The following is a 14,443-nucleotide window of genomic DNA, read 5'->3' on the forward strand; positions in this document are numbered from 1 at the left end:
TGATTTACACTTTTAAGCTTGTATGCAGATTAGACATCTAATCGACAGGTTTTTGTCAGTAAAAAGAAAGGCGCAATGTATGCGCCTTTCTTTTTGAGTGTCGTTAGGGTTTCGAATTTAATAGCCAATGCTATATAGGTATTCGCCAACTTCTTTGCACTGAGACTTGTAGATGTTCTCTACTTCAGACTTATTCTTATCTGCTGCTTTAAATTCAAGTTCGGCAGACGATAGCTGGTCAAAACTGTAGTCTCTCTCAGACATTAAGTAGTGTCTGAACATCGCTCTGTGTTCCGGAACTGCAATACGTGCGTTAGAAACGTTGGCACACTCTAACAGAGTGTCGTTACTCATTTCTTCTGGCTTAGTTTCTGTGTTTGCTAAGGTTGAGCCCGCTGAAAATAGTAATGCTAGTGCGATGGTTGTAGCGATTCTTGTCATTATATGGACCTCAAATTGGTTCTAGTAACAATGAGCATATTGGCTCTTATCGTTACATTTTCGTGTTCTCTGTATGTCATAAAAAGTTAAACAACAGAGAAGGCGTTGCGACCATGAGTAAAGACGTACATTAAGTTCGCTTCCTTTCTTCCTGAGAGGCGATAAAGAGAGCGTTGACTCATGAGTCCGCCATAACTGTCTAGAGGTAAGCGAGATGCTTGTTTTGCCAACTCCAGTAGTGGTGGAGAAGAGAAAGCAATAAGTAAAAAATAATCAGGAGTAAAATCTGATGATAAAACGCCATCAGTAGCTGATGTTCGGCGACAGGAAACAAGCCCGAACAACTCGCGCTTTATATGTAGGTAGTAACTTTCTGAACCCCAAGAGCTCAGAGAAGCTGAGGCATGAAAATCAGTGTGTGCTAGCTCAAAATCGTCTTGTTGAGAGAGTTTAAGTAGACGCTCGGAAGTGTAATGTTTGGTGTGGTGCCACTCATGCGCATATGAAGCTGTGATGAGCCCTGAAAGCAGGGACAAAGAAAGCATCAATAATATACGGTGTAGATAACGCAAGAAGTAACCCTAAACATATAAAGCCACAGTTACCCACCATGATTAAGGAATCTTAGTGGAACTATGATAACGATGAAAGCCAGTGTCTGATGAACTCAGCGTATACTAACGAGATGGAAGGGGGATGAACAGAGTTTTCTGATCGCACTCAGGCATATGAGCGAATAACACAATAATTTTTCGCTTTCGAGTAAGCGAAAATGGAAAGAGAGTCGTTGCACAAGGACGATTAAGCTAACAGGATTATTACTGGGGAAGAAATAGAATCTTCTTTTTCTTCCCCATATTCGTCGCATCGGTATTACGCGCTTGCGTAAATAACGCTGCCGCCTTTTATGGTGTCAATGATCTCGCGAGACAACTTCTCTGGCAAAGCAGGGCAACCCCAACTGCGTCCGAGGTATCCATTCTTCTTGATGAAGGAAGGGTTTGCGTAATCGGCACCGTGCACGACAATGTAACGCTCGCGAGCTTTGTCGTTTAATCCAGAGCTTAGCCCATCTAATCGAAGTGAATAGCCATTTGAGCCGTAGTAAGTGGTATCAGTCAAAAAAGTGCCCAATGATGTTTTTCGCGAGTTCACGACATTTGAAAACTGTGTCGCTGTTTTCTTTCCGCTGTTCACGCCGTGAGAAACATACGTATTGTAAATTAGCTTCTTTTTATCTAAATCAACCACATAAAAACGCTTTTCAGTTGATGGTTTACTATAGTCGATGATCGTTAGTACCGACTTCTTTCTATCGGGTGTCTTCTGATAAGCGATGTAAGCGTCACTGAACAACTTAAAGTCTACTATGCCATCTAGCTTGGCTTGTTTAAACACATGTTCAACTTGCTTTGGTCGTAAATGATCCCTGGGTTCGTTATCTGATTGTTTTGCAAAAGCAAAAGGTGAGACAGACAACAGCGCACATGTAAATAATATAATTAACTTTTTCATCTTGGCTAAATAAAACTCTATGGTGTTACAAATTTACCGATTGCTTCATGCACTCGTTAAAACAACATGCACATCAATATAATTCTATTCCCAATGTTTCTTATTGCACGCTTAGGTGCTTGATATTGGGTTGACGATAATTTCTCGAGTTAAAAACTAACTGTTTGAAACTTATATAAAATATGAAGTTTAACGATGGTTTCTATAAACTTCGGCGTAAATAATATCTGATATATGTAATTAATAAAACTGTGTTTAAGGATATTTGTGAAGTTGCCAATTTATAAAAACGGCGTTTTATTTTTCGTACTTTAGAAACTCTTTTTATTTCAATGTGTTTTCTTTTTCTACGCTTTATCCAATACCTCAAAAGTTTGTGATTTAACTCGTAACAAATCGTAACGCCGAATCGTTATGTGTATAAGTGCATTTATAATGTATGAATAAACAACAGGGTGGTAAGAAAAGGCAGTAAAACAGCGGTGAATCGGTTGTTTTTAATTCACGATTGACAAAGCTAAGTCTAAGTCGTTCAAAAATTGAACTTGTGAATGTGTCGTTTAAGTGAGAGTGATGAGCTCGACAAAAGTGAAGTGACGCGTGCTATTGTTTATTCTCTAATTTATTCGATTACATAAGGAAGGGTACATAGTAAAAATTGAAAAAATAATTCTATCGTGTGGATTAAAATATATAAATAATAAAACTTCGAAATTAAAAGATAAGAGCGCCAGATATTAATTCATTAAATTTTTGAACATGAAAGTAAACTCTATCTATTATGTTTGGTTTGGTTTGGTTTGGTTTGGTTTGGTGTGAAAGCGCTCGTCTCATTAAGAAAAACGCTCAAAATTATTTAAGGACGGTTATGACAGCATTTAATAAAGTGTTTATTGTCACTCCCAATGTTAATGATTTTGCAATGTTGCAAGAGTCGCCATTGGAAATGTCTCTTCAAGTAACGGCAAGCAAACCTATCCAACTCTATGGAGAGTCTGTTAAAGCCAGTTGGAAAAGTATTGATATTGAATGGTTAGACGTTGTGGGTGAAAAGCCATTGCCCAGGCCTGATATTGCAGCATGGGGATCTTTTACTCTTGCTGTATCCGCTTCTATTGCGGATAAGCTCGATGTGTTGAGCGAGAATGTCGAATTTTTACCATTAAATCTACAAGGAAGCCTTGGCGAGCATTAAACATTGTCACTCAAATTGATGCCATTGATACCTCTGCTACCGAGTATAATCTTCGTCATGGTAAGCTAAGTCGTGCTAGACCGTTTAAGAAACTCGTTTTGAATAGAGAAGCCGTTAATGAATCTGACTTGTTCAGAGTAAAAGGTGCTGGGCTCAGAACGTTTTGCACGGACAAAAAAGGTGGCTTGTACGATAGCGTCAAAGCGCTGAATTTGACCGGTTTGGATTTCAAGGAAGTGCTGGTTTAAAAACGAATAAATAGTGATTTACTCAACTAAAGTCATAGATATAGGTATGGGGGAACAAAAGCTGAGCATCTATCAATGAAGCTCATATACAGCTAAATACAGCCGCCACAGTTGTGACTGCTGTACGTCTCCCCTTAACTTATGTTCTTGAAACCCTAATTGAGCTGACCATGGACGCATCAAATCGACTGTCGTCATTTGCCGATTGCCACCACAAGCTCAATTGTTCTTTAGTCATTGGTTTGCCAAATAAATAGCCTTGCATATAGTCGCAGCGGTATGCCGATAGCCATTCATGCATCATATTGTGTTCAATACCTTCTGCTGTAACCGTTTTATTTTGGGCATGGCATAGCTCAATAATAGGTTTGATCACATGGCCGTTGTTGGTGTTCATCAATGTAACGAGGAACTCTCGATCAAATTTGATTTTTTGAACCGGATACTGAACGAGCTGAGTTAACGATGTGTAACCAGAACCAAAGTCATCAATTGCAAGACGGTAGCCACGTTTTGATAGCTCATCAAGTAGAGCCGTGCCTTGTTGTTCTGCGGCAAAGGTTTCGGTTATTTCTATCTCAATACATTCTGGTTTAACACTGTGCAGTGTCGCTTGTTCATGGATGTAGTTTGCCATTTCTATCGAGTTTAGCTCTGCTGATGAAAGATTGACCGAAAGAACAATATCCTTACCGAAAATATTCCTTAATTGATGGTATTCCGCCGTTGCATTGGCGAAAACCCAGCGGTCAATTTTATCAAATAATCCGGCTTGCTCTGCAATTGGAATAAACTCCTTTGGGGGGATAGGGCCGATACCTTCGGCTTCCCAGCGCAACAAGACTTCTAACCCCTCAATTTCGTTGCTTCGATTGTTCATATAGGGTTGAAAAACAAGGTGGAATTCTTCCTCTACATTGCTTTTTCGGAGCGCACGTTCAAGCTGACTTCGTCTTTGAGACTCAATATTGAGAGCGGCTGAATAATAGGCGTATTGATTTTTCCCTGCCCGTTTTGCTTGATACATAGCCGCATCGGCACTGGAGAGTAACTTCGCGATGTCAGTACCGTCTTGAGGATATTGTGCAATACCTACGCTTGCCGTAACGGGAAATGAATTACTCCAAGATGAACTGAGATTACTAATTGGTTTTAGTAACTCTGATGCAAGCAAATCAGGCAAGCGTTTTACCTCTTGATTTGAGCTCAGCAAAATTGCAAATTCGTCACCAGATAACCTGGCGGCAAAGCAGGGGCTGTTGTAATCGTGCGAGAACTTTTGACAGGCATTCTTGATGTGTGATGAGAACACTTTTAATAAGTTATCTCCCAATTCATGCCCGTATTTATCATTCACGTATTTAAAGTTATCAAGATCGACGTAAACAACCCACAGAAACTGCGAAGGGGAGATAAGTTCACGAGTGGCAAGCTCATGAAAACGATGGCGATTGGCGAGTTGCGTCAGGTGATCCGTTTCAGCTAGGCGTTTTGTCTTTTTATAGATGACATTAAGTTCCTCATACATATCAAAAAAGCGTGCAGAGAGGCGTCCTATTTCATCGTTTGTTTCTAGCTTTTCAATATTGTCACGTTGATTAGATTCAAGTTCGTTCAGCTGCTTATCAAGGCGAGAAACAGGGCGCAACACATAGCGGTACAACACCAAAATGATTAATGTGATAGTGAAAAACGCCGCTACGCCAAAGGAGAAAGCAAGTTCTAGCCACACTTTATCGACTTTATTCCACATTAAATATTCGGCAGGAGAAAGCACGGCATAAAAGTGCGGCAGCAGCTCAATGGTTTGAGCGAGAGGAATATCAAGATAAATGGGTTTGTCGGCGAAAGTAATCACGCTGTGCGTGTCAAACTCGATGTCATGCTTAATCTCGTTAAAGGCTTCAAGTGATACGGAAACTACCACAAAAAACACATTTTTCGAGTCAAAGCTCAAAGGGTGAGTCCCCGTTCTTTTGTCGACGACCTCATATTGAAGAAGAATGCTTTGTCCACTGGAGTTATAAATAAAGCCAGTGTGACTGAAAGCCTCTCTCTCATTGAAACTTCGTGATATGTACTCTAATACCTTTGGGTCGACCACGCCCGATGATTCGTAATATTTGTTTTCTGTGTAGTAGAGAAGGTTTTGTTTGCCGTCGAGGATCGCCATGCTCGCATCGCCTTTGTAACCATGGCTTAATACTTCAGCGGTCTCGTCTAATCGATTAAACAAGACTCGCTCACGATAGGGGTTGTTATGATTAACCAAATAGTCTTGTAATACATCACTTTTACTGAGCGTATAGGCATAGCTATTAAGAAAAATATTCGCTTGTTGAAACTGCCCGGCGAGCTTTTCCATCTGCAACTGAATATAGCTGTCTTCCCGCTTGATGAGCGTCACTTTTTGAATGCTATAAATAATATAGCTAGATACTAACGCGCTTAATAAGATCACTGGCGCGACAAGCAAAATGACTCTATTGCTTAACTTCATTATGGTTCTTAGTTTCCGTTTGTGTCCCTACAAACGTCGCGTACCAGGTAAGGTACTGAACGGATGATGTGTTTTGGCAAATTGTAACCAGATTGTAAGGTGAGCGTTCTCCAAAATCAGGCAGCTATCTAAGAATTGTGATGACGTGAAAGGTTTCGAGCTTATTAACTAGAGGTTTTCTCAGTAGTCGGACGTCTCTTTTCCTTCCTCCCTGTATAAAACCTAACCGTAATGACAGGGAAACACCATCATCGAAACGTTTCGATGGCAAAGTGTGACTCAAGTGCACTTTTCCTATTCAATGACAATTGAATTACAGATCATTCTCACACCTTATCGATCTCACACTGGTCAAATTGCGATGACGAATTATTATTTCATCGAAACGTTTCGATGAGTTTTCTGTTAATAACGAAAACACTTTAAGACAGGCGCTCATGGTTGTATGAACGTGTAACCGAAAGGTCGATGAGATGAAAAAAAGTACCCTAATTAACTCAGATATTTCTTACTTGGTGGCGACGCTAGGCCACACCGACGAGATCACGATATGTGATGCTGGTCTACCAATCCCAGAGCATGTTCAGCGAATCGATTTGGCGCTAACGCATGGGGTACCAAGTTTTCTTGATACTGTTCGCGTAATTCTATCTGAGTCCCAAATCGAAGGGGTCATCATTGCGGAAGAGTTCTCTGATGCAAGCCCAGTTTTGCATGAAGCGTTGCTCAACGAACTGAGCAAAGAGAGTGAAGAGACGGGCAAATCTATTGAGGTGAGCTACGTGTCACATGAAGCGTTTAAAGCACGCACGGCCCAAAGTCGCGCTATCGTAAGAACCGGCGAATGCTCGCCATATGCGAACGTTATTTTCCAAGCGGGCGTGGTTTTTTAAGCCAGAGATATTGAGGACAGATTATGACTCAAGCCATTCTACAACTAAGCGAAATTGAGAAGGCGTTTCCGGGCGTAAAAGCACTCGACAAAGCAAGCCTGAATGTTTATCCAGGCCGTGTTATGGCGCTGATGGGTGAAAATGGAGCAGGCAAGTCAACGTTAATGAAGGTGTTGACAGGCATTTACCACATGGATGCGGGGAGCATTCAATATCAAGGTCAGCCGGCGGCCTTTAAAGGTCCACGCGATTCACAGGAAGCTGGTATTAGCATTATTCACCAAGAGCTGAACCTGATTCCTGAACTGACGATTGCCGAAAATATTTACTTGGGACGAGAGTTCACTGGCTCCTTAGGGCGTATCCAGTGGGGCAAAATGTATGACGAAGCTGACAAGCTTTTAAAACGTCTGAATGTAAAGCACTCATCAAAAACATTGCTTGGCGATTTAAGCCTTGGTGAACAACAAATGGTGGAAATTGCAAAGGCACTTTCGTTTGAGTCGAAAGTCATCATTATGGATGAGCCAACGGACGCATTGACCGATACCGAAACGGAATCACTATTTAAAGTGATTAATGAGCTTCGCGAGCAAGGATGCGGCATCGTATACATCTCGCATCGTCTTAAAGAAATCTTTGAAATCTGTGACGACATTACCGTGCTTCGTGATGGTAAGTTTATCGGTGAGTGCAAGGTGTCCGACACTGATGAAGATGGCCTAATTGAAATGATGGTTGGCCGAAAATTAGAAGAGCAATATCCACGTATTGATGTCCAACATGGCGAAACTTGTCTTGAAGTCATTGGTTTGACTGGGTCTGGCGTTCAGGATGTGAGCTTTACTCTCAAGCGTGGTGAGATTCTTGGAATTTCTGGCTTGATGGGCGCAGGCCGCACTGAACTCATGAAAGTCATTTACGGCGCATTACCTAGTGAGCATGGTGTTATCAATCTTGATAACAAAACTATTAACCCGGTTAGCCCGCAAGATGGTTTGGCAAATGGTATCGCTTACATCTCTGAAGATCGCAAAGGCGATGGTTTGGTTTTAGGTCTTTCGGTTAAGGAGAACATGTCACTTTGTTCGCTAAACCAGCTGACCAAAGGCTTCCAGATTCAACACAGCGACGAAGTGATTGCTGTGGAAGATTTTATTAAGTTATTCAACATTAAAACCCCAACGCGAGATCAAATCATCGGCAACTTATCTGGTGGTAACCAGCAAAAAGTTGCGATAGCGAAAGGGTTAATGACGAAGCCTAAAGTTCTGATTCTGGATGAGCCGACACGTGGTGTTGATGTCGGAGCAAAAAAAGAGATTTATCAGCTCATCAACAAGTTTAAGGCCGAAGGCATGAGCATCATCTTGGTTTCTTCCGAGATGCCTGAAGTGCTCGGCATGAGCGACCGTATTTTAGTGATGCATGAAGGTCGTATCACTGGCGAATTTGATGCGAAAGACGCCGATCAAGAAAAATTACTCGCCTGTGCCGTAGGCAAAGAGATCAATGAGGAAGCAGCATGAGTACGAATACCATGAGCAAACCAACCGAAACTGGCAACAAGAAGTTGTTCACAAAAGAGTGGCTGATTGAACAAAAATCACTGATAGCTCTGATCTTTCTGATCGTTGTTGTGTCATTTTTGAACCCGAACTTTTTTACGGTCGACAACATTCTCAACATTCTTCGTCAAACCTCCGTGAATGCCATTATCGCAGTGGGTATGACATTAGTTATTTTAACAGCAGGCATCGACTTAAGTGTTGGTTCGGTATTGGCGTTGTGTGGTGCCTTTGCGGCAAGCATGATTGCGCTTGAAGTCCCGGTGCTGGTGGCGGTTCCCACTGCTTTACTTGCGGGCGCAGCGTTAGGTGCGATCAGCGGTATCATTATTGCGAAGGGCAAGGTGCAGGCATTTATCGCTACGCTGGTTACCATGACGTTACTACGTGGTGTGACCATGGTGTACACCGAAGGTCGACCAATCTCGACAGGCTTTACTGACACCGCGGATGCGTTCGCATGGTTTGGTACTGGCTACGCGCTAGGCATTCCGGTTCCTGTTTGGTTAATGGTGGTTGTGTTTGCAGCGGCTTGGTATTTACTTAACCACACGCGCTTTGGTCGCTATGTTTACGCACTAGGCGGCAACGAGTCTGCGACTCGCCTATCAGGTATCAATGTAGACCGAGTGAAGATTGGTGTCTATGCCATCTGCGGTATGTTAGCAGCGCTTGCAGGCATTATTGTAACGTCTCGTCTTTCTTCGGCGCAGCCAACAGCAGGTATGGGCTACGAGCTAGACGCTATCGCAGCGGTTGTTCTTGGCGGTACCAGCTTGATGGGCGGTAAAGGCCGTATCATGGGTACCTTGATTGGTGCGCTGATCATCGGTTTCTTGAACAATGCACTTAACCTACTTGATGTTTCTTCCTACTACCAAATGATTGCAAAAGCAGTGGTTATCTTGCTGGCGGTATTGGTAGACAACAAAAACAAGTAATTCATAACAATCTGTATATATAAAACAGTGAATACAAACCGAGTCAGGGGACGTGTACTGGCTCACCCTACACAAAGGACTAGAACGATGAAAAAACTTGCAACTCTTATCTCTGCTGCACTTCTTTCTTCAACCGTATCGGTAGCGGCGCAAGCTCAAGATACCATGGCGATTGTGGTTTCGACGCTAAACAACCCGTTCTTCGTAACGATGAAAGACGGTGCGGAAGCAAAAGCGAAAGAATTGGGGTACGACTTAATTGTACTGGACTCGCAAAATGACCCGAGTAAAGAACTGTCGAACATCGAGGATTTAAGTATTCGCGGCGTAAAAGCAATTCTTATCAACCCAACGGATTCTGATGCAGTGTCTAATGCAATTCGTATGGCGAACCGTTCTAAGATCCCTGTGTTGACATTAGACCGTGGTGCAAGCCGTGGTGAAGTTGTGAGTCACATCGCTTCGGACAACGTAATTGGTGGTGAAATGGCAGGCCACTACATCATGGAAAAAGTCGGCGAAAAAGCAAAAGTCATTCAACTTGAAGGTATTGCGGGCACATCGGCAGCGCGTGAGCGCGGTGAAGGCTTTATGAATGCCGTGAAGGGCAGCGATATGGATCTTCTTGCTAGCCAACCGGCTGACTTTGACCGCACGAAAGGTCTAAACGTAATGGAAAACCTGCTAGCGGCTAACCCGGATGTACAAGCGGTATTTGCACAGAATGATGAAATGGCGCTAGGTGCACTTCGCGCAGTTCAAGCTTCTGGCAAAGATGTCGTTATCGTTGGTTTTGATGGTACGGAAGACGGCATTGCAGCAGTTAACCGTGGCAAACTAGCGGCAACTATTGCTCAGCAACCAGACCTTATCGGTGCTTTAGGTGTTGAAACGGCTGACAAAGTTTTGAAAGGTGAAGAAGTAGAAGAGTACATCCCAGTACCACTAAAAGTAGTCACTAAGTAAGTTTTAAGTTCAATAAATCATCCTAATTTTTGCTCTCTCCTCCGTTTATATCTGTCGTTTAGGAGGTGAGGGCAAGCTTACCCAAAATACTGCAAAGTGTGGGGTATAGATGCCTTTGGCTTTTTGTCGAGACTCCTTCGTCAGGAAGAGAAGTTAAAGTCATCTAATGTATTTTCCTAAACAGTTTTTAAAAAGGGTTCATTCAGAACCGAGGATAACAGTATGAATAAGTTAGTGGTGTTAGGTAGTGTAAACGCTGACCATGTTCTTCAAGTGCCTTCTTTCCCTCGCCCAGGCGAGACACTGCATGGTCGCAACTATCAAGTTATCCCAGGTGGCAAAGGTGCCAACCAAGCCGTCGCGGCGGCGCGATTAAATGCAGACATCGGTTTTATCGCTTGTGTGGGCGACGACTCATTCGGCATTAACATTCGCGAAAACTTCAAAATGGATGGCATCGATATCACTGGTGTGAAGATGCAGCCAAATTGCCCGACAGGTATCGCGATGATTCAAGTGTCGGACAGTGGTGAGAACAGCATTTGCATTTCAGCTGAAGCAAACGCCAAACTGACAGCAGAAGCGATTGAGCCAGATTTAGAGCGTATTCGCCAAGCAGATTACTTGCTAATGCAATTGGAAACGCCGATGTGCGGCATTGAGAAAGCCGCGCGAATCGCGAAAGATGCCAAAACCAATGTCATTCTGAACCCAGCGCCAGCTCGCGAACTGTCAGATGAATTACTGTCTTACATTGACGTGATTACGCCAAATGAAACGGAAGCTGAAGTTCTGACAGGTATTACTGTAACAGACAACGAAAGCGCGCAAGAAGCGGCGAATGTGCTACATGGTAAAGGTATAGAAATTGTCATGATCACACTCGGTGCAAAAGGCGTTTGGTTAAGCCAAAACGGTCGAGGCGAAATCATCTCGGGCTTCCGCGTTGAAGCGACGGATACTACCGCTGCGGGCGATACATTTAATGGGGCATTCGTCACTGGTCTCCTAGAAGATTTACCTTTAGAATCAGCGATTAAGTTTGCACATGCGGCGGCTGCAATTTCTGTGACCCGCTTTGGCGCGCAAACGTCGATTCCAACCCGCGAAGAGGTGGACGCGTTTCTCGCTGAACAATAAGGCGCACAACGCCTCATTAAAATAGGAGTAGTAACATGGCGACGATGAAAGACATCGCAAAACTGGCAGGGGTTTCCACTTCAACAGTGAGCCATGTTATTAACAAGACGCGTTTTGTGAGCGAAGAGATCTCTGAACGCGTTAACAATGCCGCAAAAGAGCTTAACTACTACGCGCCCTCTGCGTTGGCGCGTAGCCTCAAAGTCAATCGTACCAAAACCATTGGTATGCTCGTGACAACCTCAACCAACCCATTCTTTGGCGAAGTCGTAAAAGGCGTAGAGCGTAGCTGTTACCAAAAAGGCTACAGCCTCATTTTATGTAACACCGAGGGTGATAACGAACGTATGCGTCAATCCATTAATACGCTATTGCAAAAGCGTGTCGATGGTTTGATCTTGATGTGCTCGTCGCTAGAAGGAGAGCGTATCGATGTATTTGAGCGTTACCCAGATATCCCAGTTGTGGTAATGGACTGGGGGCCGATGCTATTTACAAGCGATAAAATCCAAGACAACTCACTTCGTGGCGGTTACTTAGCGGCGAAATACTTAATTGATTGCGGCCATACCGAAATTGGGTGCATCACTGGCCCTTTGATTAAACACCAAGCGCAAATGCGATACGAAGGTTATAAGCGAGCAATGAACGAAGCTGGCTTGGAATTTAATGCCAATTGGATCATTGAATCGGACTTCGAGTGTGAGGGTGGGTATCAAGCGTTCAAAAAAATGGCTCAGCGTGGCGCATTACCTAGCTCGATTTTCGTCTCTAACGATATGATGGCGATGGGGGTGATTAACGCCGCAAATGAGCTCGATATTAAAGTGCCGGACGACCTGTCCATTATTGGTTACGATGACATCCATATCGCGAAATTTATGTCGCCATCGCTAACTACCATTCATCAGCCTAAGTACCGTTTGGGGCAGGCTGCCGTTGAGACTCTTGTCCGAAAGTTGGATGAAAAGTCAACAGAGGCACAGGTCGTACAATTAGAGCCGACTCTAGTGGAACGAAAAAGCGTCAAGAGGTTAAAGTCAAACCTCACTGAATGACGTGTGATGTTGAGCTAAAAAATTAAAAAAGTCGTTTCTCTTTATACGATAAAGCCTTACTATCGTCGTTGATTATAAATAAAACTATTAATTGTTGTCTGGCGGATTAGTCAAATGTTATCAAAAGGTTACGCTAAGTTATCTGTAAAACACCCTTGGTTTCACCGAGTTAATGTTATTACAGTTGTATTGATTTTTTTTGTGAGCTGCTATCAGCTACTGGTTAATGAAGCATTTGAGTACGCAATTGGCTTTATTATTACACTTTTGGCGTCAGCTTTATTTGCATCAGCTTCTGCATTCAAAAAACGCTATCTAGGCTTGGATTCATAGGCACGTCTATTTCCAACATCGTTCAATAGCATCATTTATTGTTTTCAAGTAAACATTGAACTGAATTATGATCGAGTGCATCAAGAGGAGGACAAATGTCCTCCTTTTTGTTGGGGATCACGCTCTAATATAAGCGTAATCCAAACAAACTAATAAAAGACATGTTATGGACCTCTTTGCCTTACTCGATATTAATAATACTCTCGTTAACATTCCGATCGGCGACGGCTACGCAATGAGTTGGATCGAAGCTTTCGGTACCGTTTTTGGACTGCTTTGCATTTGGTTTGCCAGCCAAGAAAAAACCATCAACTACTTATTCGGTTTGCTGAATGTCACGCTTTTTGCCGTTATCTTTTTTCAAATTCAGTTATACGGATTATTGCTTCTTCAATTGTTTTTCTTCTGTGCGAACATTTACGGCTGGTATGCGTGGACCCGTCCAAACGCACAAGGTGAAACGCTGGAGGTTCGCTGGTTAAATAAACAGAAACTTATTACTACTGCCTCTATTAGCGTTGCATGTATCGCATTATTAACGATCTATATCGACCCATTTTTCTTTGCGCTAGCAAACATTGCTGTTGATAGCTTGAATCTCTTTGGTGCTGGCTTGGCTGAACCGGTGCTTGAACCTGACGCGTTCCCGTTCTGGGATGCAACCATGACAGTACTTTCTGTTGTTGCACAAATTCTGATGACACGTAAATACGTCGAAAACTGGATTCTATGGGTTGTGATTAACATTATCAGTGTGGGTATCTACGCGACGCAAGGTGTTTACGCAATGTCTGTTCAGTACGCGATTCTTATGTTCATCGCTGCCAATGGCACGCGTGAGTGGGCTCGTAGCGCTAAGCGCAATGGCGATAAAACCTTAGCGCACGCTGCTGCGTAAGGAACGAAAAATGGCCAAACAACCTCATATCGGAGTGGATGAAACACAAATCGCTCCCCTCGTTATTGTATGCGGCGAGCCAGATCGAGCGAATCGTATCGCGGCATTATTTGATGATGCAGAAATGGTGTCGGAAAACCGCGAGTACCGTGTGTTTACCGGCAACTACAAAGGCAAGCCTGTTTCAGTATGTAGTACAGGTATAGGTGCGCCATCGATGATCATCGCAGTGGAAGAGCTAAAACAGTGCGGTGTGACTCATGTGGTACGCGTTGGATCTGCGGGGGCAATGCAATCAGGCATTCACCTTGGCGAGTTGATCATTGCCGAAGGCGCGGTAAGAGATGAGGGCGGCTCTAAAGCGTATGTCGATTCGTCTTATCCAGCCTACGCAAGCTTTTCACTGTTAAAGGAAGTTGAGCGTTACTTGTCGATGCAAAAAGTGCATTATCATTTTGGTGTGGTGCGTTCTCACGACAGTTTCTATACCGATGACGAAGATGCAATATGCCAACATTGGAACAAGAAAGGCATCTTAGGTGCCGATATGGAAACCTCTGCGCTGTTTACGGTCGGTCGACTACGAGGCCTTCATGTGGCTTCGATATTAAACAACGTGGTGCTGTATCAACAAGATGTGAAAGAAGGTGTTGGTCAGTACGTTGATGAAGCCAAAGTAATGATGCAAGGTGAGAAGAGTGCCGCGATTACGGCATTAGAAGCCTTGGTTGCTCAGCGTTAGCCAGT

The 14,443-nt window shown here is 43.3% G+C and carries 14 protein-coding genes; 10 read left to right on the forward strand and 4 right to left on the reverse strand.

Annotation, left to right across the window (positions count from 1 at the left end; all coding sequences use genetic code 11):
• Window positions 1–117 precede the first annotated feature (117 nt).
• From R7Z41_RS07965 to R7Z41_RS07975, 3 genes are all read right to left on the reverse strand, one after another.
• A complete protein-coding gene (locus R7Z41_RS07965) occupies window positions 118–441 on the reverse strand; it encodes a hypothetical protein (RefSeq protein ID WP_005382624.1) in 324 nt (107 codons plus the stop codon).
• Window positions 442–527: 86 nt separating this feature from the next.
• The gene (locus R7Z41_RS07970) at window positions 528–986 is read right to left on the reverse strand and encodes a hypothetical protein (RefSeq protein WP_017633653.1); all 459 of its coding nucleotides are present in this window, start codon (window positions 984–986) and stop codon (window positions 528–530) included.
• A 328-nt stretch (window positions 987–1,314) separates the two neighbouring features.
• Window positions 1,315–1,956 carry a murein L,D-transpeptidase catalytic domain family protein gene (locus R7Z41_RS07975; protein WP_017633652.1) on the reverse strand — a complete coding sequence of 214 codons (642 nt, stop codon included), beginning with the start codon at window positions 1,954–1,956 and terminating at the stop codon, window positions 1,315–1,317.
• 868 nt (window positions 1,957–2,824) lie between these two features.
• On the opposite strand from R7Z41_RS07975, the gene R7Z41_RS07980 reads away from it, so the two are divergent.
• Together R7Z41_RS07980 and R7Z41_RS24665 are read left to right on the forward strand one after the other, a co-directional pair.
• Window positions 2,825–3,151, forward strand: a complete 327-nt coding sequence (locus R7Z41_RS07980; protein WP_225478220.1) for a hypothetical protein — start codon at window positions 2,825–2,827, stop codon at window positions 3,149–3,151.
• Between the two features lie 23 nt (window positions 3,152–3,174).
• Complete coding sequence (locus R7Z41_RS24665; RefSeq protein WP_334224627.1) at window positions 3,175–3,399, forward strand: imm11 family protein; 225 nt, start codon at window positions 3,175–3,177, stop codon at window positions 3,397–3,399.
• Window positions 3,400–3,538: 139 nt separating this feature from the next.
• Here the strand turns inward: R7Z41_RS24665 and R7Z41_RS07985 are convergent, their stop codons facing one another.
• Window positions 3,539–5,899: an EAL domain-containing protein gene (locus tag R7Z41_RS07985; RefSeq protein ID WP_225478219.1), complete on the reverse strand. Its 2,361-nt coding sequence runs from the start codon at window positions 5,897–5,899 to the stop codon at window positions 3,539–3,541.
• A 473-nt stretch (window positions 5,900–6,372) separates the two neighbouring features.
• Here R7Z41_RS07985 and rbsD point away from each other — a divergent pair, with 473 nt between their 5' ends.
• The 8 genes from rbsD to R7Z41_RS08025 all read left to right on the forward strand — a co-directional run bounded on the left by rbsD (window position 6,373) and on the right by R7Z41_RS08025 (window position 14,438).
• Entirely contained in the window at window positions 6,373–6,792 is a 420-nt protein-coding gene (rbsD, locus tag R7Z41_RS07990) for a D-ribose pyranase (RefSeq protein ID WP_005382620.1), read from the forward strand.
• A gap of 23 nt (window positions 6,793–6,815) precedes the next feature.
• Complete coding sequence (gene rbsA, locus R7Z41_RS07995; RefSeq protein WP_005373147.1) at window positions 6,816–8,321, forward strand: ribose ABC transporter ATP-binding protein RbsA; 1,506 nt, start codon at window positions 6,816–6,818, stop codon at window positions 8,319–8,321.
• On the forward strand, window positions 8,318–9,301 hold the full coding sequence (gene rbsC, locus R7Z41_RS08000) for a ribose ABC transporter permease (protein ID WP_025767873.1): 984 nt from the start codon (window positions 8,318–8,320) through the stop codon (window positions 9,299–9,301). The genes rbsA and rbsC overlap by 4 nt, the downstream gene beginning before the upstream one ends.
• Window positions 9,302–9,388: 87 nt before the next feature.
• A complete protein-coding gene (gene rbsB / locus R7Z41_RS08005) occupies window positions 9,389–10,267 on the forward strand; it encodes a ribose ABC transporter substrate-binding protein RbsB (protein WP_005373143.1) in 879 nt (292 codons plus the stop codon).
• A gap of 222 nt (window positions 10,268–10,489) precedes the next feature.
• Window positions 10,490–11,407 carry a ribokinase gene (gene rbsK / locus R7Z41_RS08010; protein WP_005373140.1) on the forward strand — a complete coding sequence of 306 codons (918 nt, stop codon included), beginning with the start codon at window positions 10,490–10,492 and terminating at the stop codon, window positions 11,405–11,407.
• Between the two features lie 35 nt (window positions 11,408–11,442).
• Entirely contained in the window at window positions 11,443–12,465 is a 1,023-nt protein-coding gene (locus tag R7Z41_RS08015) for a substrate-binding domain-containing protein (RefSeq protein ID WP_158155931.1), read from the forward strand.
• A 499-nt stretch (window positions 12,466–12,964) separates the two neighbouring features.
• The gene (gene pnuC / locus R7Z41_RS08020) at window positions 12,965–13,696 is read left to right on the forward strand and encodes a nicotinamide riboside transporter PnuC (protein ID WP_025767870.1); all 732 of its coding nucleotides are present in this window, start codon (window positions 12,965–12,967) and stop codon (window positions 13,694–13,696) included.
• Window positions 13,697–13,706: 10 nt separating this feature from the next.
• Window positions 13,707–14,438 (forward strand): nucleoside phosphorylase, encoded by a 732-nt coding sequence (locus tag R7Z41_RS08025; RefSeq protein ID WP_017635382.1) that lies wholly within the window; start codon window positions 13,707–13,709, stop codon window positions 14,436–14,438.
• The last annotated feature ends 5 nt before the right edge of the window (window positions 14,439–14,443 follow it).

This window comes from Vibrio sp. 1457, from assembly GCF_033340195.1.
Taxonomy (GTDB): domain Bacteria; phylum Pseudomonadota; class Gammaproteobacteria; order Enterobacterales; family Vibrionaceae; genus Vibrio; species Vibrio alginolyticus.

Excerpts from the sequence above, each read along its gene's own strand:
- R7Z41_RS07965 (WP_005382624.1), bottom strand. The coding sequence starts at position 441 with ATGACAAGAATCGCTACAACCATCGCACTAGCATTACTATTTTCAGCG.
- R7Z41_RS07970 (WP_017633653.1), bottom strand. The coding sequence starts at position 986 with ATGCTTTCTTTGTCCCTGCTTTCAGGGCTCATCACAGCTTCATATGCG.
- R7Z41_RS07975 (WP_017633652.1), bottom strand. The coding sequence starts at position 1,956 with ATGAAAAAGTTAATTATATTATTTACATGTGCGCTGTTGTCTGTCTCA.
- R7Z41_RS07980 (WP_225478220.1), top strand. The coding sequence starts at position 2,825 with ATGACAGCATTTAATAAAGTGTTTATTGTCACTCCCAATGTTAATGAT.
- R7Z41_RS07985 (WP_225478219.1), bottom strand. The coding sequence starts at position 5,899 with ATGAAGTTAAGCAATAGAGTCATTTTGCTTGTCGCGCCAGTGATCTTA.
- rbsD (WP_005382620.1), top strand. The coding sequence starts at position 6,373 with ATGAAAAAAAGTACCCTAATTAACTCAGATATTTCTTACTTGGTGGCG.
- rbsA (WP_005373147.1), top strand. The coding sequence starts at position 6,816 with ATGACTCAAGCCATTCTACAACTAAGCGAAATTGAGAAGGCGTTTCCG.
- rbsC (WP_025767873.1), top strand. The coding sequence starts at position 8,318 with ATGAGTACGAATACCATGAGCAAACCAACCGAAACTGGCAACAAGAAG.
- rbsB (WP_005373143.1), top strand. The coding sequence starts at position 9,389 with ATGAAAAAACTTGCAACTCTTATCTCTGCTGCACTTCTTTCTTCAACC.
- rbsK (WP_005373140.1), top strand. The coding sequence starts at position 10,490 with ATGAATAAGTTAGTGGTGTTAGGTAGTGTAAACGCTGACCATGTTCTT.
- R7Z41_RS08015 (WP_158155931.1), top strand. The coding sequence starts at position 11,443 with ATGGCGACGATGAAAGACATCGCAAAACTGGCAGGGGTTTCCACTTCA.
- pnuC (WP_025767870.1), top strand. The coding sequence starts at position 12,965 with ATGGACCTCTTTGCCTTACTCGATATTAATAATACTCTCGTTAACATT.
- R7Z41_RS08025 (WP_017635382.1), top strand. The coding sequence starts at position 13,707 with ATGGCCAAACAACCTCATATCGGAGTGGATGAAACACAAATCGCTCCC.